Origin of the sequence: Actinomadura sp. WMMB 499, from assembly GCF_008824145.1 — a bacterium.
GTDB lineage: Bacteria > Actinomycetota > Actinomycetes > Streptosporangiales > Streptosporangiaceae > Spirillospora.
On sequence record NZ_CP044407.1, the window covers coordinates 8,624,984 to 8,644,617 of the forward strand.

Sequence of the window (19,634 nt, forward strand, 5' to 3'; positions counted from 1 at the left end):
TCGTGGCGGTATGCCCGCCGATCCCGCCGCCCGCGACCGCCGCCGCGCCGAACTGCGCGACTTCCTGCGCACCCGCCGGGCCAGGTTGACCCCGGCCGACGTCGGGATGCCCGACGGGGGGCGGCGCCGGACACCGGGGCTGCGGCGCGAGGAGGTCGCGGTCCTCGCCGGTGTGGGCGTGTCCTGGTACACGTGGCTGGAGCAGGGCCGCGACATCAAGGTGTCCGAGGACGTCCTCGACGCGATCTGCCGCGCGCTGCGGCTGGACGGCGCCGAGCGCGAGCACCTCTACCTGCTGGCCGGCCTGAACCCGCCGCGCACGGCGGCGGGCCCGGCCGCGCCGGTCACGCCGGAGGCGCGGCGGCTGCTGGACGCGTGGTCGCCGCTGCCCGCCTACATCCGCGAGCGGCACTGGAACCTCATCGCGATCAACGACGCCGCCCGCGAGGTGTTCGGGTACGGCGAGACCGACCACAACTGCCTGGTCACCTTCTTCACGAGCATGCGGTACCGCGCGCAGCAGATGCACTGGGCGGCGGCCGCGCCCGAGGTCGTGGGGCGGTTCCGCGCCGACGCGGCGCGCTACCCCGACGACCCCGAGTTCGCCCGGATCGCCGCGGATCTGGTGGCCGTCAGCGCCGAGTTCGCCGAACTGTGGGACCGGCACGAGGTCAGCGCGAACGCCCAGGCGATCAAGAGCGTCGGGCATCCCGAGGCGGGCGAGATGGTCTTCGAGGCGACCGTGCTGCCGCTCCAGGAGCGGTCCGGACAGGAACTCGTGCTGTACAACCCGCGGCCCGGGACCGGGACGCGGGAGCGTCTCGAGCGGCTGACGGCCCGGCGGGGGCTCGCCGCCGCGAGCTGACGAGGGTGGTGGTGGCAGACCCACGATGGACAGACTCTGCCCCCCTCGCGGAAGGAGCGGCACGATCGTTCGCATGACACACGACGCACGCTTTGCGGACAAGGTCGCACTGATCACCGGCGGGACGAGCGGGATGGGCCTCGTCGTGGCCCGGCGCCTGCTGGACGAGGGGGCCTCGGTCGTCGTCACCGGACGCGACCGGGAGCGGCTGGACGCGGCCGCCAAGGAACTGGACGCCGCCGGATCGGGCCCGGCGGGATCCGGCTCGGCCGGATCGGATGCGGGCGGCCGGGTCCTCGCCGTCCGTGGCGACGCGGCGAGCCTCGCGGACCTGGACGCGCTGATGGAGGCCGTCCGGGAGCGGTACGGGCGGCTGGACGCCGTCTTCGCCAACGCCGGGATCGCCGCGTTCGGGGACATGTCGGAAACGACCGAGGACGAGTTCGACCGTCTCATGGACACCAACGTCAAGGGCGTCTACTTCACGATCCAGAAGGCGCTCCCGCTCCTGGCGGACGACGCCTCGATCGTCATCAACGCCTCCTGGACGTCGCATCGCGGGCTGCCGAACGGTTCGCTCTACTCGGCGACGAAGGCCGCCGTGCAGAGCCTGGCCCGCACGCTCGCCGCGGAGCTGGGGCCGCGGGGCGTCCGGGTCAACTCGGTGAGCCCGGGGTACATCGACACGCCCATGTACCGCGGCGCCGTCCCGGCGGACGCGGTGGCCGGGATCCGGGCGCAGGTGGCGTCCGGCCGGATCGGGACGTCCGAGGAGGTCGCGGGCGCGGTCGCGTTCCTCGCCTCGGCGGACGCCGCGTACGTCAACGGGCAGGACCTGATCGTGGACGGCGGCCTGGTCGCCGCCGTCGCCTGAAGAGGAGGAGCGGTATGCGCGAGCGGAAGTTCGCGGGCACGCCCGTCGGGGCCGTCGGCCTGGGCTGCATGGGGATGAGCTGGGCGTACACCGAGTCCGAGCGGGACGACGACGCGTCGGTGGCGCTGCTCCGTGAGGCGCTCGACCTCGGGGTGACGTTCCTCGACACCGCCCAGGTCTACGGGGCCGGGCACAACGAGACGCTCGTCGGCCGCGCGCTGGCGGGGCGCCGGGACGAGGCGGTGCTGGCCACCAAGACCGGGCTGGTCGTCGAGGACCCGGGGACCCGCCGGCTCGTCCGGCAGGCGACGCCGGAGCACGTCGCGTCGTCCGCCGAGGACAGCCTGCGGCGCCTCGGCACCGACGTCATCGACCTCTACTACCTGCACCGCGTCGACCCGGAGGTGCCGCTCGCCGACACCTGGGGCGCGATGGCGGAGCTGGTGGCCGCGGGCAAGGCCCGGCACCTGGGCCTGTCGGAGGTGACGGTCGCGCAGGCGGCCGAGGCGCACGCGATCCACCCGGTCGCGGCCGTCCAGTCCGAGCTGTCGCTGTGGACGCGCGACGCGCTCGGCGCCCCGGGCGGGAGCGCGGGCGCCGCGAGCGACGGCCACGGGGGCGCGGCCGAGGCGGGCGACGTCGTCGGCTGGTGCGCCGCCAACGGCGCCGCGTTCGTCCCGTTCTCGCCGCTCGGCCGGGGCTTCCTGACCGGGACGGTCACCGGCGCGGACTTCGAGGACACCGACTTCCGCGCCACCAACCCGCGCTTCCAGGAGGAGGCGCTGAAGGCGAACCTGCGGATCGTCGACGCCGTCAGGGCGGTCGCGGCGCGGCACGGCGCCACGCCGGCGCAGGTCGCGATCGCGTGGACGCTCGCGCAGGGCGCTCACGTGATCCCGATCCCCGGCACGAAGAAGGTCCGCTACCTGCGCGACAACGCCGGGGCCGCCGACCTGGACCTCACCGCCGCCGACCTGGCCGGCCTCGACGCCCTCCCGGCCGCGGTGGGCGGCCGGTACTGAGTGCCCGCCCGCACCGCCCACGTCGCGCCACCCGCGCGGCGCGGGCGGCGCGGGCGCGTCCTAACGGGCGAGGTGGGACTGCTGCGCGGCGATCGCCTCGGCGGCCTGCGCGACGATCCCGCCGATCAGCTCCGCGCAGCTCGGCAGGTCGTCGATCACGCCCACGACCTGCCCGGACGCCATCACGCCGAGGTCGGGACGGCCGTCCACCATCGCCGCCTTGAGCAGCATCGGGGTGTTGGCGGCCATCAGCACCTGCGACCAGGACAGGTCCTTGCCGTGCTTCATCGCCTTGCCGTCGGCGATCATCTCGCGCCACGACATCCCGGACAGCTTCTTGAACCGGGCACCGTTGCGCAGGGCCCGGGCCAGCCCGCCCACCCGGCCGGACGACTCCAGCCCGTCCACGAGCCCGCTGCGCAGGACCCGGTGCGGCATGCCGTCGACCTGCCGGGTCACCACGGTCTCGCCGGTCTCCAGGTAGACGCGCTTGACGGCCTCGGGCACCGAGCTGTCGGAGGTCAGCAGGAACCGGGTGCCCATCGCCACGCCCGCCGCCCCGTACGCCAGCGCCGCCGCGAGGCCGCGCCCGTCGAAGAAGCCGCCGGCCGCGATCACCGGGATGTCGACCGCGTCCACGACCTGCGGGAGCAGCAGCGTGGTCGCCACGGCCCCGGTGTGCCCGCCGCCCTCGCCGCCCTGCACCAGCACCGCGTCCGCGCCCCAGCCGGCGACCTTCTCCGCGTGCCGCCGCGCGCCCACCGACGGGATCACCACGAGGCCCGCGTCCTTGAGCTTGGCGATCAGCTCCTTCCTGGGGGCCAGCGCGAACGAGGCGACCTTCACGCCCTCCTTGATGAGGAGGTCGATGCGGTCGCCCGCGTCGCCCGCGTCGGCCCGCAGGTTGACCCCGAACGGCGCGTCGGTCCGGTCCTTGACCTCGCCGATCGCCGCCTTGAGCTGGTCGAGCGTCATCGTCGCCGACGCCAGGACCCCGAGGCCGCCCGCGTTCGCGACCGCCGTCACCAGGCGCGGCCCCGCCACCCAGCCCATGCCGGTCTGGACGACCGGATGCCGCACCCCGGTGAGCCGCGTCAGCGGCGTGTCGAGGACCTGCCCGGTCCCGCTCACGACGGGACCTCGCGCTCGCGCAGGCCCTTCGGGTCGAGCACCTCGCGCATGATGCGCAGCTCCTCGGCGTCCGGGAGCCGCGTCTCGGGGACGCCGTCCGGCACGGCCAGTTCGAACCCGGTGGCGGCGACGACGTCGTCGACGGTCACGCCGGGGTGCACCGACCGCAGCCGCATCCGCCGGTCGGGGGTGTCGAAGTCGAGCACCGCCAGGTTCGTCACCACGGCGCGGAGCTCGTGCGCGCCCCGGTCCGTGCCGACGCCGCTGACCATGTCGACCTTCTCGGTGAACACGCGCGCCGAATGCTTGGGCACCCAGTAGCTCGTCGGGTTGAGCAGCGTGTTGCCCGGCCCGCCGCGCACCCCGAGCAGCTGCCGGGACGGGCGCGCCCAGTCGCCGATACACGAGATGTTCGTGTTGCCGAACCGGTCGATCTGGCTCGGTCCCATGATCACGTGGCGGCGCCCGTTCAGCACCAGCCACAGGTGGTCGCGGAACGGCAGCCAGCCCTCGACGACGTCCGCCGCCGCGCCCAGCGGGACGGCGTCGGCGGTCAGCGACGGGCCGCCGTCGGTCGTCAGCAGGTCCGGCTCGAACGTCGAGCGCGCCAGCCGGGAACCCAGCATCGGCACGAACCCGGCGACCGCCGCCGCCACGATCTCCCCGTCGCCGCGGAACAGCTCCGCGCAGGCGACCGCGCACACCTCGGCGCGCGTCGCCCCGGTCAGGGTGGCCTCGCTCATCGTGCTCACTTCTCCTCCCGCCAGGCCCGGACGGCGTCCTGGTACGCGGTCTCGTCCCCGGACAGGAACCGGTCGCGGAACGCGGCCCACCCGTCCGGATCGCCCGCCGCCTTCGCGTACAGCTTCTGGAACGCCTCGTCCCGCCCGTGGTCGGGCGCGCAGTCGGTGAAGTGCGCCCCGTTCGGCGTCTCCACCACCCCGGCCACCTGCGACCGGCTGATCAGCAGCGACTGCGGCGGGCCCTCCTTGGCGAAGTCGGCGGTGTCGACGAGCCGCTCGCACGACACGTACGTCCGGTCGGCGGCCTTGGCGAACAGGTCGTCCATGTACGGGTCGGGGCCGAGGTACTGGGCGTTGCCGCGGGCGTCGGCGCGGTTCATGTGGACGAGCGCGGCGTCCATCGCCAGTGCGGGGACGGCGACCAGTTCGGTGCCGTCCTCGTAGGGCGAGCGGACCGTCCGCAGCTCGGGGTTGATCTTCAGGACGTCGGAGCCGAGGCCGACGGGCGTGGGCAGGAACGGCAGCCGGTGGGCTGCCGCGTACAGGCCGAACATGAACATGCCCTCGTCGTACTCGGTCAGCTCGATCGCGCCGGTCTGCCGCGCCTGCCGGAAGTGCGGCTCGAGGGGGATCGAGTCCATGGTGACGAACGCGGTGACGAGCCGCCGCACCTTCCCGGCGGCGCACAGCAGCCCCACGTCCGGGCCGCCGTAGGTGACGATGGTCAGGTCGGTGAGCGGCGAGCGGCAGATCGCGCGGACGAGCGCCATCGGCTTGCGCCGCGACCCCCAGCCGCCGATGCCGATCGTCATGCCGCTCTCCAGCGACCCGACGATCTCCTCGATCGTGGTCACCTTGCTCATTTCGCCCCCTTGGCCACGAAGGCGTCGCGGTGCTCGTCGCCCGCGCCGACCAGGTTCAGCTCGAAGGTCAGTCCCTGCTCGAAGCGGTAGCTGCGCTTGACGTCGACCGGGTCGATGCCGTTCAGCGACTCCTTCGCGCGCCGGATGACGTACCGGTCCTTGGCGGCGATGTTCGCGGCGACCTCGAGCGCCGCGGCGCGCAGCCCGTCCGGCGGGACGACCTCCAGCACCGACCCGTGCCGGTGCAGTTCGTCCGCCGTGACGTTGCGGCACGTGTAGACCATCGCGCGCATCAGGTGCTGAGGGACGAGCCGCGCCAGGTGGGTCGCGGCGCCGAGCGCGCCCCGGTCCACCTCCGGAAGGCCGAAGTAGGCGTCCTCGGAGGCGATCACGATGTCGGCGTTGCCGGCGAGCCCGATCCCGCCGCCCAGGCAGAAGCCGTGCACCGCGGCGATCACCGGAACCTCGCAGTCGTAGACGGCCGCGAACGCCGCGTAGCAGCCCCGGTTGGCGCCCACCAGCGCGGCGTGCCCCTCGGTGGACTGCATCTCCTTGATGTCGACGCCCGCGTTGAAGCCGCGGCCCTCGGCGCGGAGCACGACGGCCCCCACCTGCGGGTCCCGTCCGGCCGCCAGCACCGCGTCCGCCAGCTCGTGCCAGCCCGCGACGGTCAGCGCGTTGACCGGCGGGGCGTCCACGACGATCTCGGCGACCCCGTCCCGGGTCGTGGTGGAGACTCCCATGCGCTACCTTTCCACCAAACATTTGTTAGAACTGACCGTAGCAGAGGCGCAGAAGGAGGCGGGATGCCCGAGGTGGTGGGATGTCACTGAAACTGGACCTGAGCGGGAAGACCGCGGTGGTCACCGGGGGCGTGCGCGGGGTGGGCGCCGGCATCAGCCGCGCCTTCCTGGAGGCGGGCGCCGACGTCGTCGCGGTCGGCCGGCGCGACCCGGAGACGCTCCCCGAGGCGGCCGGGCGAGCGGCCCGGTTCGTCTCGCTGGACGTCCGCAAGCAGGACGCCGTCGAGGAGTTCATGAACGGGCTCGACCGCGTCGACGTGCTCGTCAACAACGCGGGCGGCGGCCCCTTCCTGCCCCTGGCGGACGGTGAGCTGCGCACCCACGCCAAGATCATCGAACTGAACCTGACCGCGCCGCTGCTCATGGCGCGGGCCGCCTACCCGCGGATGCGGGAGCGGGACACCGGCGGCGCGGTCATCAACATCGGCAGCGTCAGCGGCGTCCGGCCCTCGCCCGGGACCTCCGCCTACGGCGCCGCGAAGGCCGGCCTGCACAGCCTCACCCGGTCCCTCGCGGTCGAGTGGGCGCCGCACGTCCGGGTCAACACGCTGATCCTCGGCATGATCCGCACCGAGACCGCGCACCTGCACTACGGCGACGAGGAGGGGATCGCGGCGATCGGGCGCACCGTCCCCATGGGCCGGCTCGGCACCCCCGACGAGGTCGGCGGCGCCTGCGTCTACCTGGCCTCCGACCTCGCCTCCTACGTCACCGGCACGGAAATGCTGATGCACGGCGGGGGAGAGCGTCCCGCCTTCCTGGACGCCGCCACCGTGAACAAGGACGGGAACACCGGCGCGAACGAGAAGGAGTCACGATGATCTGCAAGGACCGCGTCGTCGCCGTCACCGGGGCCGGCCGCGGCCTCGGCCGCGCGCACGCCCTCGAGTTCGCCCGGCAGGGCGCCCTCGTCGTCGTCAACGACCTCGGCGTCGCCCGCGACGGCAGCGGGGACGCCGCCGTCGGGCCCGCGCAGGAGGTCGTCCGGGAGATCGAGGCGCTGGGCGGGAAGGCCGTCGCCAGCACCGACGACATCGCCACCGACGCCGGCGCCGCCGCGCTCGTCCGCACCGCCGCCGAGACGTTCGGGCGGCTGGACGTCCTGGTCAACAACGCCGGCTTCCTGCGCGACCGGATGCTCGTCAACCTCTCCGAGGACGAGTGGGACGCGGTCATGCGCGTCCACCTCAAGGGGCACTTCCTGCCGCTCAAGCACGCGGGCCTGCACTGGCGCGCGGAGAGCAAGGCGGGCCGCCCCGTCGACGGCCGGGTGATCAACACCTCGTCCGGCGCCGGGCTGCTCGGCAGCGTCGGCCAGGGCAACTACTCGGCCGCCAAGGCCGGCATCGTCGGGCTCACCCTCGTCGCGTCCGCCGAACTGGGACGGTACGGGGTGACGGTCAACGCGATCGCGCCCGCCGCCCGCACCCGCATGACCGAGGAGGTCTTCGCGCAGACGATGGCCGCCCCCGCCGAGGGCGAGTTCGACGCGATGGCCCCGGAGAACGTGTCCCCGCTCGTGGTGTGGCTCGGATCGGCCGCGTCCCGCGACGTCACCGGCCGCGTCTTCGAGGCCGAGGGCGGCAAGATCTGCGTGATGGACGCCTTCCGGCACGGCCCCGCCGCCGACAAGGGCGCCCGCTGGGACCCGGCGGAGATCGGCGAGGTCGTCACCGGCCTCCTCGCGCGGGCCGCCGCGCCCGAACCCGTCTACGGCGCGTCCTGAGCCCGGACGTCAGGCGTTCGCGGCGCCGCGCAGCACGCTGCTCGGCGCGGCGCCGCGAACCCGCTTGTAGGCGTTGCTGAACGCGAACCCGTCGGCGTACCCGACGCGGCGCGCCACGGACGCGACCGTCGCGCCGGGCTCGCGCAGCAGGTCGGCGGCCAGCGTCATCCGCCACTCGGTGAGGTAGGCCAGCGGCGGGCGGCCGACCAGCTCGGTGAACCGGCGCGCGAACACCGCCCGCGACTGGCCCGCCTCGGCCGCCAGCTCCGCCACCGTCCACGGCCGCGCCGGGCTGTCGTGCAGCAGCCGCAGCGCCCGCCCGACGTGCGGGTCGCCGAGCGCCCGGTAGCCGGCGGGCGGTTCGGCGTCCGGCCGCGCGAACCAGGCCCGCAGCGCCCGGACCAGCAGCATGTCGAGCATGCGGTCCAGGATGATCTGCTGCCCCGGCTCCTCCCGGGCGACCTCGACGTCCAGCAGCTCCAGCAGCGGCGCGAACTCCGGCCGCGCCGGGACGAGCGCCACCTCGGGCAGCGCCTCCAGCAGCCGCTCCGACACGTCGCCGCGCATCGGGTACTCGGCGGTGACGAACAGGTCCGACCCGTCCGGGACGAGCCCGTAGGTGCGCGGCCCCAGCCGGAAGTTGTGGCCCGCCGTCGCCGGGCCCCCGTCGGTCGCGTAGCAGCGGTCGGCGTCCAGCACCACGATCTCCGGCTCGGCGTCCGCGCGGTCCCCGGCGACGATCGGCGCGCCGCCCCGGATCAGCACGATGTCGCCCTCCCCGATCCGCACCGGCTCCCCGTCGCCGCGGGTGATCCAGCCGACGCCCCGCAGCATCGTGCCGAGCGACAGCGGTGCGGGCGCCTCGAACCGCACCGCCCACGGCGGCCGCGCCACCGAGCGGCAGAACAGGGCCCCGCGCGCCCGCACGCCCGCCAGCAGATCGTCCAGGAGGTCCATGCCGAGACGATCTCACATGCGAACGAGACGCGCACCCATGGAACGTCTCGACCGGCGCTGGTGTGCTGGACCCATGACCGATTCACCGATTCTCGTGCTCGGCGCCCGCGGCAAGACCGGCCGCCGCGTCACCGCACGCCTCACCGACCGCGGCGTCCCCGTGCGCGCCGCGTCCCGCACGACCGGGACCCGCTTCGAGTGGGCCGACCGCTCCACCTGGCGGCCCGCACTGGACGGCGCGGGCGCCGTCTACCTCGTCCCGATGAACGAGAGCGTCGACCAGGACACCGTCGCGGAGTTCGCGCGCGAAGCCGTCGCGGCGGGCGTCCGGCGGCTCGTGCTGCTCGCGGCGCGGGGCGTCGACGGCGCCCCGCAGCCCGCGCAGGAGCCCGCCGAACGCGCCGTCCGCGAGTCCGGGGCGGAATGGACGATCCTGCGCCCGTCCTGGTTCGCGCAGAACTTCAGCGAGGACTTCTTCCGCGAGCCCGTGCTGGCGGGCGAGCTGGCGCTGCCCACCGGCGAGGGACGCGAGGCGTTCGTGGACGCCGGGGACATCGCCGACGTCGCCGTCGCCGCGCTCACCGGAGACGGGCACGCCGGGGAGATCTACGAGATCTCCGGCCCGGAACCGCTGCCGTTCCGCACCGCCGCCCGGATGATCGGGGAGGCGACCGGCCGGGAGATCCGGTACACGCCGCTGGAGGTGCCGGAGTTCGTCGGTCTCCTGGGGACGCAGGGGGTGCCGGCCGCGGTCGCCGAGATGCTGGCGGGCCTGCTGGCCGACATCCGCGACGGCTCGGGCGACCGGGTGAGCGACGGCGTCCGCCGCGCGCTCGGCCGGGACCCGCGCCCGTTCGCCGAGTACGTGAAGGAGGCCGCGGCCGCCGGGGCCTGGGCGCCCGGTCAGCGAGGCCGGTAGCCGGCCATGTACCGGCGGACCCGCGCGGCGTACGGCCGGACGGACGCGAAGCCGCCCGTCCCGAGAAGGCGGTCGATCCGGTAGCGGCCGGCGGCGATCGGTGTGCTTACGTCTACCCATGGTGACCGATCGCCGTTGCCCGCGCACTACGTTGAGTGATGAAACCGTACGTCCGGTGCGCCGGGGAATCCACACCGCGGCGGAGGCGTTGTCATTCGGGCGCCGCGGGGAAAAAGGATCGCCACGGCGGGAGCCGTGCGGCTACCGTGCAGAGGTTCCGAGGGCGGCGCCCGATGAGCCCCGGCCGAGGTGGGGCGCGATGCCCGCGGCCTATCCTTGTCAACGGTTATGAGGACGCCTGTGAGATCGCCGCTCGCCGACCTGCGCGCGCGCCTGCCCGAACTGACGACGCGCGACCGGAGCAGGTTGCGCCGCCGCATCGACGGCGGTGAGAAGATCAAGGACGCCGGGCGGCGGGCGAGGGTCGCCGAGGAGATCGCCGCCGAGGTCGCCGCGGCCGAGCGCCGCGTCGAGCGGCGCCGCGCGGCCGTCCCGGCGATCACCTACCCGGCCGAGCTGCCCGTCTCGCAGAAGAAGGACGACATCCTCGAGGCGGTCCGCGACAACCAGGTCGTGATCGTCGCGGGGGAGACCGGGTCCGGCAAGACCACGCAGATCCCGAAGATCTGCCTGGAACTGGGCCGCGGCGTCCTCGGCTCGATCGGGCACACCCAGCCGCGCCGGCTGGCCGCCCGGACGGTCGCCGACCGCATCGCCGAGGAGCTCGGCACGGAGCTGGGCGACACCGTCGGGTACAAGGTGCGGTTCACCGACCGGTCCAGTGACGACACGCTCGTCAAGCTGATGACCGACGGCATCCTGCTCGCCGAGATCCAGACGGACCGGCTGCTGCGGCAGTACGACACGCTCATCATCGACGAGGCGCACGAGCGCAGCCTCAACATCGACTTCCTGCTCGGCTACATCCGGGAGATCCTGCCGAAGCGGCCCGACCTCAAGGTGATCATCACCTCCGCGACGATCGACCCGGAGCGGTTCTCCCGGCACTTCGGCGACGCCCCGATCGTGGAGGTGTCCGGCCGCACCTACCCGGTCGAGGTCCGGTACCGGCCGGTGGCCGACCCGGACGACCCGTCCGCCGACCCGGACCGGGACCAGATCCAGGCGATCATCGACGCGGTGGACGAGCTGGGCCGCGAGGCCCCCGGCGACGTGCTCGTCTTCCTCAGCGGCGAACGCGAGATCCGCGACACCGCGGAGGCGCTGACCAAGCACCTCGCGCGGCAGCGGGGGACGAGCGAGGTCCTGCCGCTGTACGCGCGCCTGTCCGCGGCCGAGCAGCACCGCGTGTTCCAGCCGCACCGCGGGCGCCGCATCGTCCTGTCCACGAACGTGGCCGAGACGTCGCTGACCGTCCCCGGCATCAAGTACGTCGTGGATCCGGGCACCGCGCGGATCTCCCGGTACAGCCACCGCCTGAAGGTGCAGCGGCTCCCGATCGAGCCGGTCTCGCAGGCGTCGGCGAACCAGCGCAAGGGCCGGTGCGGGCGCGTCTCCGAGGGCGTGTGCATCCGGCTGTACTCCGAGGAGGACTTCGAGTCCCGGCCCGAGTTCACCGACCCGGAGATCCTGCGCACCAACCTCGCGTCGGTCATCCTGCAGATGACGGCCCTCGGCCTCGGCGACATCGCCGCGTTCCCGTTCGTGGAGCCGCCGGACCGCCGCAACGTCAAGGCGGGCGTCGACCTCCTGCACGAGCTGGGCGCGATCGACCTGGCCGAGACCGACCCGCGCAAGCGCCTCACCCCGCTCGGCCGCCGCCTCGCGCAGCTCCCCGTCGACCCGCGGCTGGCCCGCATGGTGCTGGAGGCCGACCGCAACGGCTGCGTCCGCGAGGTCCTCGTCATCGCGGCCGCGCTGTCCATCCAGGACCCGCGCGAGCGGCCCGCCGACCAGCAGCAGGCCGCCGACGAGAAACACCGCCGGTTCGCCGACCCCACCTCCGACTTCCTCGCGTACCTGAACCTGTGGAACTACCTGCGCGAGCAGCAGAAGGAGCTGTCGGGCAGCGCGTTCCGGCGGATGTGCAAGAACGAGTTCCTGCACTTCCTGCGCGTCCGCGAATGGCAGGACCTGCACGGCCAGCTCAAGCAGGTCGCCAAGTCGCTGGGCGTGACGCTGAACACGACCGACGCCGCGCCCGACCGCGTCCACGTGTCGCTGCTGTCCGGCCTGCTGTCGCACATCGGGCTGATGGACACGCCCGGACGGTCCGAGAAGGCCGGGCGCGGCGACCCGTCCAAGCGCGAGAGGCCGCGGCGCGGGCACGAGTACATCGGGGCGCGCGGCGCGAAGTTCGCCGTGTTCCCCGGGTCGGCGCTGTTCAAGAAGCCGCCGCGCTGGGTGATGTCGGCCGAGCTGGTCGAGACGTCCCGGCTGTGGGGCCGGATCAACGCGAGGATCGAGCCCGAGTGGATCGAACCGCTCGCCGGGCACCTGGTCAAGCGCAACTACAGCGAGCCGCACTGGTCGAAGAAGCAGGCGGCCGTGATGGCGCACGAGAAGGTCACCCTCTACGGCGTCCCGATCGTCGCCGACCGGCGCGTCAACTACGGCTCGATCGATCCGGCGCTGTCCCGCGAGCTGTTCATCCGGCACGCGCTCGTCGAGGGCGACTGGGAGACCCGGCACAGGTTCTTCCACGACAACCGCGCCCTGCTGGACGAGGTCGAGGAGCTGGAGCACCGCGCCCGGCGCCGCGACATCCTCGTGGACGACGAGACCCTGTTCGACTTCTACGACGCCCGGATCCCCGAGGACGTCGTGTCCGGCCGGCACTTCGACTCCTGGTGGAAGAAGGCGCGCCGTGCCGAGCCCGACCTGCTCGGGTTCGAGCGGTCGATGCTCATCAACGACACCGCGGGCGGCGTCAGCGAGGCCGACTACCCGGACGTGTGGAAGCAGGGCCCGCTGCGGCTGCGGCTGACGTACCAGTTCGAGCCGGGCGCGGACGCCGACGGCGTGACCGTCCACGTCCCGGTGCAGATCCTCAACCAGGTCCGCCCGGACGGGTTCGAGTGGCAGGTCCCGGGATTGCGCGGCGAACTGGTCACCGAGCTGATCCGGTCGCTGCCCAAGCAGCTGCGGGTCAACTTCGTCCCCGCGCCCGACTACGCCCGCAAGGCACTCGACCGGGTCGCGCCGCGCAGCGAGCCGCTCCTGGACGCGCTGGAGCGCGAGCTGACGGCGATGACGAGCGTCCCGGTGGCGCGGGAGGCGTGGGACCGGTCGCGGCTGCCCGCCCACCTGCGGATCACGTTCCGGGTGGTGGACGACCGCGGCCGCACGCTCGGCGAGGGCACCGACCTGGACGAGCTGAAACGCCGGCTGGCGGGCAAGGTGCGGGGCACGCTGTCGAAGGCGGCGTCCACCGTCGAGCGGACCGGCCTCACCGACTGGACGATCGCCGAGCTGCCCCGCACCTACGAGCGCAACCAGGCCGGTTACGACGTCAAGGCCTATCCGGCGCTCACCGACGAGGGCGACAGCGTCGCCGTCCGCATGTTCGAGACGGAGGCCGAGCAGCGCCGCGCGATGTGGCGCGGCACCCGCCGCCTCATCCTGCTGAACGCGCCGTCCCCGGTGAAGCTCATCCAGAGCCGCCTCACCAACCAGGGGAAGCTGGCGCTCAGCCACAACCCGCACGGCTCCACCGCCGCGCTGTTCGACGACTGCGTCACCGCCGCGGCGGACCGCCTCATCGCCGACGCGGGCGGGCCCGCGTGGGACGAGGACGGGTTCCGCGCCCTGTACGACCGGGTCCGCGCGGACCTGCACGACGCGACGGCCCGGATCGTCGCGCAGGTCGAGCGGATCCTGGCGGAGGCGCACGAGGCCGACCGGCGCATCCGGGGGACGAAGAGCATCACGCTCGTCCCGGCGCTGGCCGACGCGCGCGGCCACCTGGAGTCGCTCGTCCGGCCGGGGTTCGTCACCGCGACGGGCTGGCAGCGGCTGCCCGACCTGGCCCGTTACCTGCGCGCCGTCCAGGTCCGGCTGGACAAGCTCCCCGAGAACCCGAACCGCGACCGGCTGCTCGCCGGGCAGGTCGAGGCGCTGCGGGAGGAGTACCGGCGCACGCTCCAGCGGCTCCCGCCGGCGCGCCGCGAGGACGAGCCGGTGCTGCACGTCCGGTGGATGATCGAGGAGTTCCGGGTGAGCCTGTTCGCCCAGCAGCTCGGGACGCGTTACCCGGTCTCCGACAAGCGCATCCGGAAGGCCATGGCCCAGCTGTGACCCCGCTCGCGTGCGGGCCGGCGGGGGCGGGTCCGGTGGGCGCGGGTCAGTAGGCCTGTTCGGAGGCGAAGAGCTCCAGGTGGCCGCACTTGCGGCACCGGTACGCGTCGATCCGCCAGCGGTCCTTGCCGAAGCGTTTGGCGCCCCCGAAGACGCCGAGCTTCAGCGGGCCGGGGATCCAGCGCGCGTACCCCTTGCTGTGCTCGCCGGCGTCCTCGATGAACCCGGAATCGATTTCGGTGCCGTCGCATTGCGTGCATCTGATCGCCGTCACGCCGCGATGGTAGGCCGGTTGCGCCGGTGATCGACCACCGGATACGACTGCGCGTATGGGTTTGCGCGAGTTCTACCCGGCGGTCCGCCCGCACGAGGCCGGGTTCCTCGACGTCGAGGACGGGCAGGAGATCCACTGGGAGGTCTGCGGGAACCCCGGCGGCAAGCCGGCGGTCTTCCTGCACGGCGGGCCGGGCGGCGGGATCCTGCCGGACCACCGGCGGTTCTTCGACCCGTCCGCCTACCGGATCGTGCTGTTCGACCAGCGCGGCTGCGGGCGCAGCCGTCCGCACGCCGGCGACCCGTCCGTCTCGCTCGAGCGCAACACGACCCCGCACCTGATCGCGGACATGGAGCGGCTCCGCGCGCATCTCGGCATCGACCGCTGGCTGGTCTTCGGCGGCAGCTGGGGCAGCACACTCGCGCTCGCCTACGCGCAGGCGCACCCCGGCCGCGTCACCGAGATGGTGCTGCGCGGCGTCTATCTCGTCCGCCCGGCGGACGAGGCGTGGGCGTTCGCCCCCGGCGGCGCGTCGCAGCTGTTCCCCGCCGAGTGGGCGGCGTTCCGGGACGCGATCCCGCCCGCCGAGCGGGACGACCTCGTCGCCGCCTACGGGCGGCGCATCCGCCATCCGGACCCGGCCGTCCGGACCCCCGCTGCCCGCGCGTGGATCGCCTGGGAACTGGCGGCGAACACCCTGCTGCCCGTGGCGCCGCCGGAGCTGGACGACGCGTCCGTCCTGGCGTTCGCCCGCATCACCCACCACTACATCTCGTCCGGCGGATTCCTGCCGTCCGAGGGGCTCCTGGCGGGCGTCGACCGGCTCCGGCATCTCCCGGCCGTCATCGTGAACGGCCGCTACGACGTGAAGACACCGCCCGACCAGGCGTGGGAGCTGCACCGCGCGTGGCCCGAGGCGGAGTTCCACATCGTGGAGGACGCGGGCCACGGCGGGTCCGAACCGGGCGTGCGGCACCGGCTGATCGAGGCGACCGACGCCTTCCGGCCCTGACCGCCGGGCGGCCGGAGGCGGGCCGTGCCACGGGGCCGTCCGATCGGAGGCCGGGGACGTTATCCGTCGCCGGGTGCGTCGTGGGCGGCCCCACATCTGCCACCCAAGTCACTGCGGTCCCGCCGACTAGTGCGTATCGTTCATTCCATGCCTAACAGCCAAGAGCGCGACAATAGCGGCCCGCAGGAGACGGCCGCGACGTCTCCCGCCGCGGTCTCCAGGGGACCGGGCGACGACGTCGGCGCGTCCGGGGGATCGGGGGAGACGGCGGTGGCCCGCATGGGCGACCCCGTCGCGGTGTGGCCGTGCGCGAACTGCGGGCGTCCCGTGCCGCAGCCGGTGGGGGCGACCCGCGTCGTCCGCTACTGCCGGGACGACGACGGCGCGTGCGCCCGCGAGGCGCGGGACCGGCGGGAGCGCGGCCGGGACGCGCCGGGCCTCACCGGGCAAGTCGCCTCCACCTGGGAGATGGTCGAGCGGCTGGAGAAGGCCGCCGACGTGCTCGCCGAGTCGCTGACCTCGGAGCTGAGCGTCGCCGGGGTCGAGCGGCGCGTCGCCGAGGTGCGGGCCGAGGCCGCCCGCGAGCTCGCCATCGCGCAGAGCGAGCGCGACTCCTCCCAGCGCCGGGCCGAGGAGGCCCGGCAGGAGGCCACCGCCGCGCGCCAGCGCGGCGAGGCCGCCGCGCAGGACGCCGAGCGCGCCCGCGAGGAGGCCAGGCTCGCGACCGCCAAGCGGGACGCCGCCCAGCAGGCATGGGAGGAGGCGCACCAGATCGCGCAGCAGTCGATGACCGCGAAGCTGGCCGCCGAGAGCGAGCGGGACCGCATCGCCGCCCGCGAGGCCGAGCTGCTGGCCGCGCTGGAGAGCGCCCGCGCCGAGCTGGTCGAGCTGCACGCCAAGACGTCCGAGGCGGAGAGCGCTGCCGAGGCGCAGCGGGTCGAGGCGGCGGTCGCCAAGCAGGGCGCCGAGGACCTGCGCAACGCCATGCGGGACGCCGAGGCGCAGCGGCAGCGCGCGATGCAGGCCGCCAGCAAGGCCGAGGCCGAGCGCAGCACCGCGCTGCGGGCCCAGTCCGAGGCCGAGGCCGAGGTCGTCCGCATCCAGGCCCGCGCCGACGAGGCCGCCAAGGAGCGCGACGCCGCGCTGGCCCAGGCGCAGGCCGCCGCGGGCGAGCGCGACGAGATGACGGGTCGGCTGAACGACCAGGCGACGCAGCTGCGGCAGCTGTCGCAGTCGGTCGCCGACCAGCAGGCCGCGCTGACCGCGTTGGCCGAGGAGCGCGACGCCGCCCGCGCCGAGGCCGACCGCGCCCGCCGCCAGATCGACCAGTTCACCCAGGGCAGCCTCTCGCCGGGCGCGCCGCAGGGCGGCCGGATGCAGAGCGGCCAGATGCAGAGCACCGCCATGCAGGGCACTGGCACGCAGAACCCCGGCACGCAGAACCCCGGCACGCAGAGCGGGCCCCAGCCGGTGCCGGGCGTCCCGCCGGGCCCGCCGCCCATCGGCGGCCCCGTCCCGGGCGGCACCGGGCCGCACGGGATCGAGGGCCCCGTGCCGGGTTCCGCGACGCCGTACCCGCTGCCCGGCCCGGCCGGGGCTCCGTCCGACCGCGGGCGCCCGGTGAACGGGTCGGACCGGGAGGACCCCCTGTTCACCGGCCCGTGACCGGTCCCGGCGGGGACGTGCGCCCCGCCGGAGAACCCGCCCGGCGGCGCGGACGGCCCGCCGCCGGGCATCGGATCAGCTCCGGAACCGCTCCGGGTCGATCTCGATCCAGATCTGCTCGGCGCGGCCCAGCAGCCGGCCGTCCGCCCCGTACAGCGCCGTCGCCGTGTGCGTTTTGCGGCCCTCCCGGCTGCGCGTCGCCCCCATGACGACGCAGCGCTCCCCGGCGGCCGGGACGTCGGAGACCTGCGCGGTCATCGTGCCGAGCACCGCCGGCCGGTCGGCCACGTCGAACGACCAGGCTCCCGGACAGTCCAGCGCGGCCCACACCAGCTCTCGCCCCGGAACCTCCGCCGGGGTCCACGGCGTCGCCACCGTGTCCGCGGCGACCGGTCCCGGCTCCAGCCGGAGGCCGTCCCCGGGCTCGCGGTCCGGACCGCACACGAAGCAGCCGGGGAACGGGTTGTTCTCCGCCGCCCGGTACTTCTCCGCCGCCGTCAGCGCCTCCTCGAACGGGACGCCCGGCACGGGCGGCACCACGATCGCCCCCGCCAGCGCCTCGGCGATCAGCCGCTCGCCGTTCCACAGCCGGACGCTGTGCCCCCGGTCGTCCTCCGCCGTGACGGTCAGCGCGGTCTCCAGCGGCGGTGGCCGCCGCAACGCCACCGTGACGGTGTCGGTGGGCACCCGCTTCGCCAGCAGCCCCGCCACATAGCCGCCGTTGCCCGACTCGTCCGGTCCGTGGAACCGTCTTTCAATGATCACGTGCCTTTTCCCCCGTGCTCACGATCCGCCCCGAAAACGGGTCGATCATAATGAGCCGGTCCGACGTCCGGAGTGCCGACCCCGCCCGCAACGGCGGGACGGGCGGCGGGGCGGCGCCCGGACGGCGTCAGACGGCCCGCGAGGGCTGCGGACGGCCGGGGCGTGTGGTGAAGAACACCGAAAGCGAGCCGCGCAGGCGCGCTCGGACGGTCTTCTCGTCCACGGGCCCGTCGGCGCGGACGGGCGTCCGGTCCAGGGCCCGGTCGATGAGCCGGTCGACGTTGCGGTCGGCCACCAGCACCGAGCATGTGTCGCACGCGTACCACGGGTACAGCATGTTGAGGACGGCGACCGCCGTGTCGTCGTCCGACAGGTGCGTGGTGTCCAGCTCGACCTCGAACATGTCGGTGTCCTCCGGGTCGAGCGTGGGGTAGTACAGCCAGCTCGTCTCCGGACCGCCGCAGAAGTCGCACGCCCGGTCCTGCGCGGCGGGTTCGCCTACCGCGAGCTCCAGCTCGTGGTCCCACGGCTCCACCCTGCGGTTGTGGCGATAGCCGACGCCGTCGAGGGAGCCCTCGCGGTTGTGCGTGACGTCGTGCACCTCGCCGCCGCAGCGGGCGCACATGAAGCCGATCTCCTCCATGTCCCTCCCCTGATCGCTGAGGCACCGGTCTCACAGTATCCGTCCGCGTGCTCCTGTTGTACCCGATGCCCGGTGGTTCGGCTAAGTTGAAGATCTTCCTTGACGCCCGCGCCCCGGCGACCCCGGCCTCCGCCCGCGTCCGCCCGCCCGGTGCGTCCGCGCGGTCCGGCGCCCGTGATCGGGTGTCCCCGCGGCCCGCCGTGCGCTCCGCGTCCCGAACGGAGGTCCCGTTGCCCCCCGCCGTGCCCGGCGTCGTCCTGAACGCCGACAAGATCGATCTCGTCCGCGAGCGCAGGCTCCTGCTCGACCGGGTCAGCATGACCGTCCTGCGCGGCGAGCACTGGGCGCTGCTCGGCCCGAACGGCGCCGGCAAGAGTACCCTGCTCGGCATCTTCGGCGCCTACACCCACCCGACCCGGGGCACCGCCGAGATCCTCGGGCACCGGCTCGGGCGCGTCGACGTGCAGCGGGTGCGCCGGGTGATCGGGCACGTCGACCCCCGGCACCCGCTGGAGTCCGCGCGGACGGTCCGCGAGGTCGTCCTGACGGGCGCCACCGGGACGATCGAGCTCGTGCCGCGCTGGGCGCCCACCGCGGACGAGCCGGGCCGCGCGGACGAGCTGATCGCGCTGCTGGGCCTGACGGACCGCGCCTCCGCGCGCTGGCCGACCCTGTCGCAGGGCGAGCGCGGCCGGGCGCTGATCGCGCGGGCACTGATGCCCGACCCGCCGCTGCTGCTCCTCGACGAGCCCGCGACCGGCCTGGACGTCGCCGCCCGCGAGCGACTGCCGGCGAGCATCGACCGGCTCCGCGCCGGCCGTCCGGACCTGACGACCGTGCTGATCACCCACCACCTGGAGGAGCTGCCGACCAGCACGAGCCACGCGCTGCTCCTGCGGGACGGGCGGGTGCTCGCGGCGGGCGCCGCCGCCGGCGTGCTGACCACGGAGGCGGTCAGCGAGTGCTTCGACCACCCGATCACGATCTCCCGGAACGGGGGCCGCTGGGCCGCGACGGTCGGGCCTGCGTAGCCGGACCGGGCGGCGGGCGGTCCG

At 74.2% G+C, this 19,634-nt stretch carries 18 protein-coding genes; 10 read left to right on the top strand and 8 right to left on the bottom strand.

Annotated elements, in window-relative coordinates; genetic code table 11:
• The first annotated feature begins 10 nt into the window (after positions 1 to 10).
• The 3 genes from F7P10_RS39360 (at position 11) to F7P10_RS39370 (ending at position 2,761) form a co-directional block, all read left to right on the top strand.
• The gene (locus tag F7P10_RS39360; RefSeq protein WP_151017083.1) at positions 11 to 865 is read left to right on the top strand and encodes a helix-turn-helix transcriptional regulator; all 855 of its coding nucleotides are present in this window, start codon (positions 11 to 13) and stop codon (positions 863 to 865) included.
• A gap of 73 nt (positions 866 to 938) precedes the next feature.
• Positions 939 to 1,739 (top strand): SDR family oxidoreductase, encoded by an 801-nt coding sequence (locus F7P10_RS39365; protein WP_151017084.1) that lies wholly within the window; start codon positions 939 to 941, stop codon positions 1,737 to 1,739.
• 14 nt (positions 1,740 to 1,753) lie between these two features.
• Positions 1,754 to 2,761: an aldo/keto reductase gene (locus tag F7P10_RS39370; protein WP_151017085.1), complete on the top strand. Its 1,008-nt coding sequence runs from the start codon at positions 1,754 to 1,756 to the stop codon at positions 2,759 to 2,761.
• A gap of 60 nt (positions 2,762 to 2,821) precedes the next feature.
• Here F7P10_RS39370 and F7P10_RS39375 read toward each other — a convergent pair whose 3' ends face one another.
• The 4 genes from F7P10_RS39375 to F7P10_RS39390 all read right to left on the bottom strand — a co-directional run bounded on the left by F7P10_RS39375 (position 2,822) and on the right by F7P10_RS39390 (position 6,241).
• The gene (locus F7P10_RS39375; RefSeq protein ID WP_254716852.1) at positions 2,822 to 3,814 is read right to left on the bottom strand and encodes a nitronate monooxygenase family protein; all 993 of its coding nucleotides are present in this window, start codon (positions 3,812 to 3,814) and stop codon (positions 2,822 to 2,824) included.
• Between the two features lie 74 nt (positions 3,815 to 3,888).
• A complete protein-coding gene (locus tag F7P10_RS39380) occupies positions 3,889 to 4,635 on the bottom strand; it encodes a CoA-transferase subunit beta (protein ID WP_151017087.1) in 747 nt (248 codons plus the stop codon).
• Positions 4,636 to 4,640: 5 nt separating this feature from the next.
• Positions 4,641 to 5,498 (bottom strand): CoA transferase subunit A, encoded by an 858-nt coding sequence (locus tag F7P10_RS39385; protein WP_151017088.1) that lies wholly within the window; start codon positions 5,496 to 5,498, stop codon positions 4,641 to 4,643.
• Complete coding sequence (locus F7P10_RS39390) at positions 5,495 to 6,241, bottom strand: enoyl-CoA hydratase family protein (RefSeq protein WP_151017089.1); 747 nt, start codon at positions 6,239 to 6,241, stop codon at positions 5,495 to 5,497. Before F7P10_RS39390 ends, F7P10_RS39385 begins: the two co-directional genes overlap by 4 nt.
• A gap of 80 nt (positions 6,242 to 6,321) precedes the next feature.
• Between F7P10_RS39390 and F7P10_RS39395 the strand changes: the two genes are divergently transcribed.
• Together F7P10_RS39395 and F7P10_RS39400 are read left to right on the top strand one after the other, a co-directional pair.
• Positions 6,322 to 7,122: an SDR family oxidoreductase gene (locus tag F7P10_RS39395; RefSeq protein ID WP_151017090.1), complete on the top strand. Its 801-nt coding sequence runs from the start codon at positions 6,322 to 6,324 to the stop codon at positions 7,120 to 7,122.
• Positions 7,119 to 8,027 carry an SDR family oxidoreductase gene (locus tag F7P10_RS39400; protein WP_151017091.1) on the top strand — a complete coding sequence of 303 codons (909 nt, stop codon included), beginning with the start codon at positions 7,119 to 7,121 and terminating at the stop codon, positions 8,025 to 8,027. Before F7P10_RS39395 ends, F7P10_RS39400 begins: the two co-directional genes overlap by 4 nt.
• A 9-nt stretch (positions 8,028 to 8,036) precedes the next feature.
• Here the strand turns inward: F7P10_RS39400 and F7P10_RS39405 are convergent, their stop codons facing one another.
• Positions 8,037 to 8,984, bottom strand: a complete 948-nt coding sequence (locus tag F7P10_RS39405) for an AraC family transcriptional regulator (RefSeq protein WP_151017092.1) — start codon at positions 8,982 to 8,984, stop codon at positions 8,037 to 8,039.
• A 73-nt stretch (positions 8,985 to 9,057) separates the two neighbouring features.
• Here F7P10_RS39405 and F7P10_RS39410 point away from each other — a divergent pair, with 73 nt between their 5' ends.
• Both F7P10_RS39410 and hrpA read left to right on the top strand, forming a co-directional pair.
• Positions 9,058 to 9,903, top strand: coding sequence for an NAD(P)H-binding protein (locus F7P10_RS39410; protein ID WP_151017093.1), 846 nt, complete (start codon positions 9,058 to 9,060; stop codon positions 9,901 to 9,903).
• 348 nt (positions 9,904 to 10,251) lie between these two features.
• Positions 10,252 to 14,220 (top strand): ATP-dependent RNA helicase HrpA, encoded by a 3,969-nt coding sequence (gene hrpA / locus F7P10_RS39415; RefSeq protein ID WP_151017094.1) that lies wholly within the window; start codon positions 10,252 to 10,254, stop codon positions 14,218 to 14,220.
• 46 nt (positions 14,221 to 14,266) lie between these two features.
• Here the strand turns inward: hrpA and F7P10_RS39420 are convergent, their stop codons facing one another.
• Positions 14,267 to 14,494, bottom strand: coding sequence for a hypothetical protein (locus tag F7P10_RS39420; RefSeq protein ID WP_151017095.1), 228 nt, complete (start codon positions 14,492 to 14,494; stop codon positions 14,267 to 14,269).
• 55 nt (positions 14,495 to 14,549) lie between these two features.
• On the opposite strand from F7P10_RS39420, the gene pip reads away from it, so the two are divergent.
• Both pip and F7P10_RS39430 read left to right on the top strand, forming a co-directional pair.
• The gene (gene pip / locus F7P10_RS39425; protein WP_151017096.1) at positions 14,550 to 15,506 is read left to right on the top strand and encodes a prolyl aminopeptidase; all 957 of its coding nucleotides are present in this window, start codon (positions 14,550 to 14,552) and stop codon (positions 15,504 to 15,506) included.
• Between the two features lie 147 nt (positions 15,507 to 15,653).
• Positions 15,654 to 17,171: a chromosome segregation ATPase gene (locus F7P10_RS39430; RefSeq protein WP_254716250.1), complete on the top strand. Its 1,518-nt coding sequence runs from the start codon at positions 15,654 to 15,656 to the stop codon at positions 17,169 to 17,171.
• 75 nt (positions 17,172 to 17,246) lie between these two features.
• Here F7P10_RS39430 and F7P10_RS39435 read toward each other — a convergent pair whose 3' ends face one another.
• Both F7P10_RS39435 and F7P10_RS39440 read right to left on the bottom strand, forming a co-directional pair.
• Entirely contained in the window at positions 17,247 to 17,936 is a 690-nt protein-coding gene (locus F7P10_RS39435; RefSeq protein WP_151017097.1) for a hypothetical protein, read from the bottom strand.
• Between the two features lie 127 nt (positions 17,937 to 18,063).
• The gene (locus F7P10_RS39440; RefSeq protein ID WP_151017098.1) at positions 18,064 to 18,579 is read right to left on the bottom strand and encodes a hypothetical protein; all 516 of its coding nucleotides are present in this window, start codon (positions 18,577 to 18,579) and stop codon (positions 18,064 to 18,066) included.
• Positions 18,580 to 18,809: 230 nt separating this feature from the next.
• Here F7P10_RS39440 and F7P10_RS39445 point away from each other — a divergent pair, with 230 nt between their 5' ends.
• A complete protein-coding gene (locus F7P10_RS39445) occupies positions 18,810 to 19,610 on the top strand; it encodes an ABC transporter ATP-binding protein (protein WP_254716251.1) in 801 nt (266 codons plus the stop codon).
• The last annotated feature ends 24 nt before the right edge of the window (positions 19,611 to 19,634 follow it).

Excerpts from the sequence above, each read along its gene's own strand:
- F7P10_RS39360 (WP_151017083.1), top strand. The coding sequence starts at position 11 with ATGCCCGCCGATCCCGCCGCCCGCGACCGCCGCCGCGCCGAACTGCGC.
- F7P10_RS39365 (WP_151017084.1), top strand. The coding sequence starts at position 939 with ATGACACACGACGCACGCTTTGCGGACAAGGTCGCACTGATCACCGGC.
- F7P10_RS39370 (WP_151017085.1), top strand. The coding sequence starts at position 1,754 with ATGCGCGAGCGGAAGTTCGCGGGCACGCCCGTCGGGGCCGTCGGCCTG.
- F7P10_RS39375 (WP_254716852.1), bottom strand. The coding sequence starts at position 3,814 with ATGGGCTGGGTGGCGGGGCCGCGCCTGGTGACGGCGGTCGCGAACGCG.
- F7P10_RS39380 (WP_151017087.1), bottom strand. The coding sequence starts at position 4,635 with ATGAGCGAGGCCACCCTGACCGGGGCGACGCGCGCCGAGGTGTGCGCG.
- F7P10_RS39385 (WP_151017088.1), bottom strand. The coding sequence starts at position 5,498 with ATGAGCAAGGTGACCACGATCGAGGAGATCGTCGGGTCGCTGGAGAGC.
- F7P10_RS39390 (WP_151017089.1), bottom strand. The coding sequence starts at position 6,241 with ATGGGAGTCTCCACCACGACCCGGGACGGGGTCGCCGAGATCGTCGTG.
- F7P10_RS39395 (WP_151017090.1), top strand. The coding sequence starts at position 6,322 with ATGTCACTGAAACTGGACCTGAGCGGGAAGACCGCGGTGGTCACCGGG.
- F7P10_RS39400 (WP_151017091.1), top strand. The coding sequence starts at position 7,119 with ATGATCTGCAAGGACCGCGTCGTCGCCGTCACCGGGGCCGGCCGCGGC.
- F7P10_RS39405 (WP_151017092.1), bottom strand. The coding sequence starts at position 8,984 with ATGGACCTCCTGGACGATCTGCTGGCGGGCGTGCGGGCGCGCGGGGCC.
- F7P10_RS39410 (WP_151017093.1), top strand. The coding sequence starts at position 9,058 with ATGACCGATTCACCGATTCTCGTGCTCGGCGCCCGCGGCAAGACCGGC.
- hrpA (WP_151017094.1), top strand. The coding sequence starts at position 10,252 with ATGAGGACGCCTGTGAGATCGCCGCTCGCCGACCTGCGCGCGCGCCTG.
- pip (WP_151017096.1), top strand. The coding sequence starts at position 14,550 with ATGGGTTTGCGCGAGTTCTACCCGGCGGTCCGCCCGCACGAGGCCGGG.
- F7P10_RS39430 (WP_254716250.1), top strand. The coding sequence starts at position 15,654 with ATGCCTAACAGCCAAGAGCGCGACAATAGCGGCCCGCAGGAGACGGCC.
- F7P10_RS39440 (WP_151017098.1), bottom strand. The coding sequence starts at position 18,579 with ATGGAGGAGATCGGCTTCATGTGCGCCCGCTGCGGCGGCGAGGTGCAC.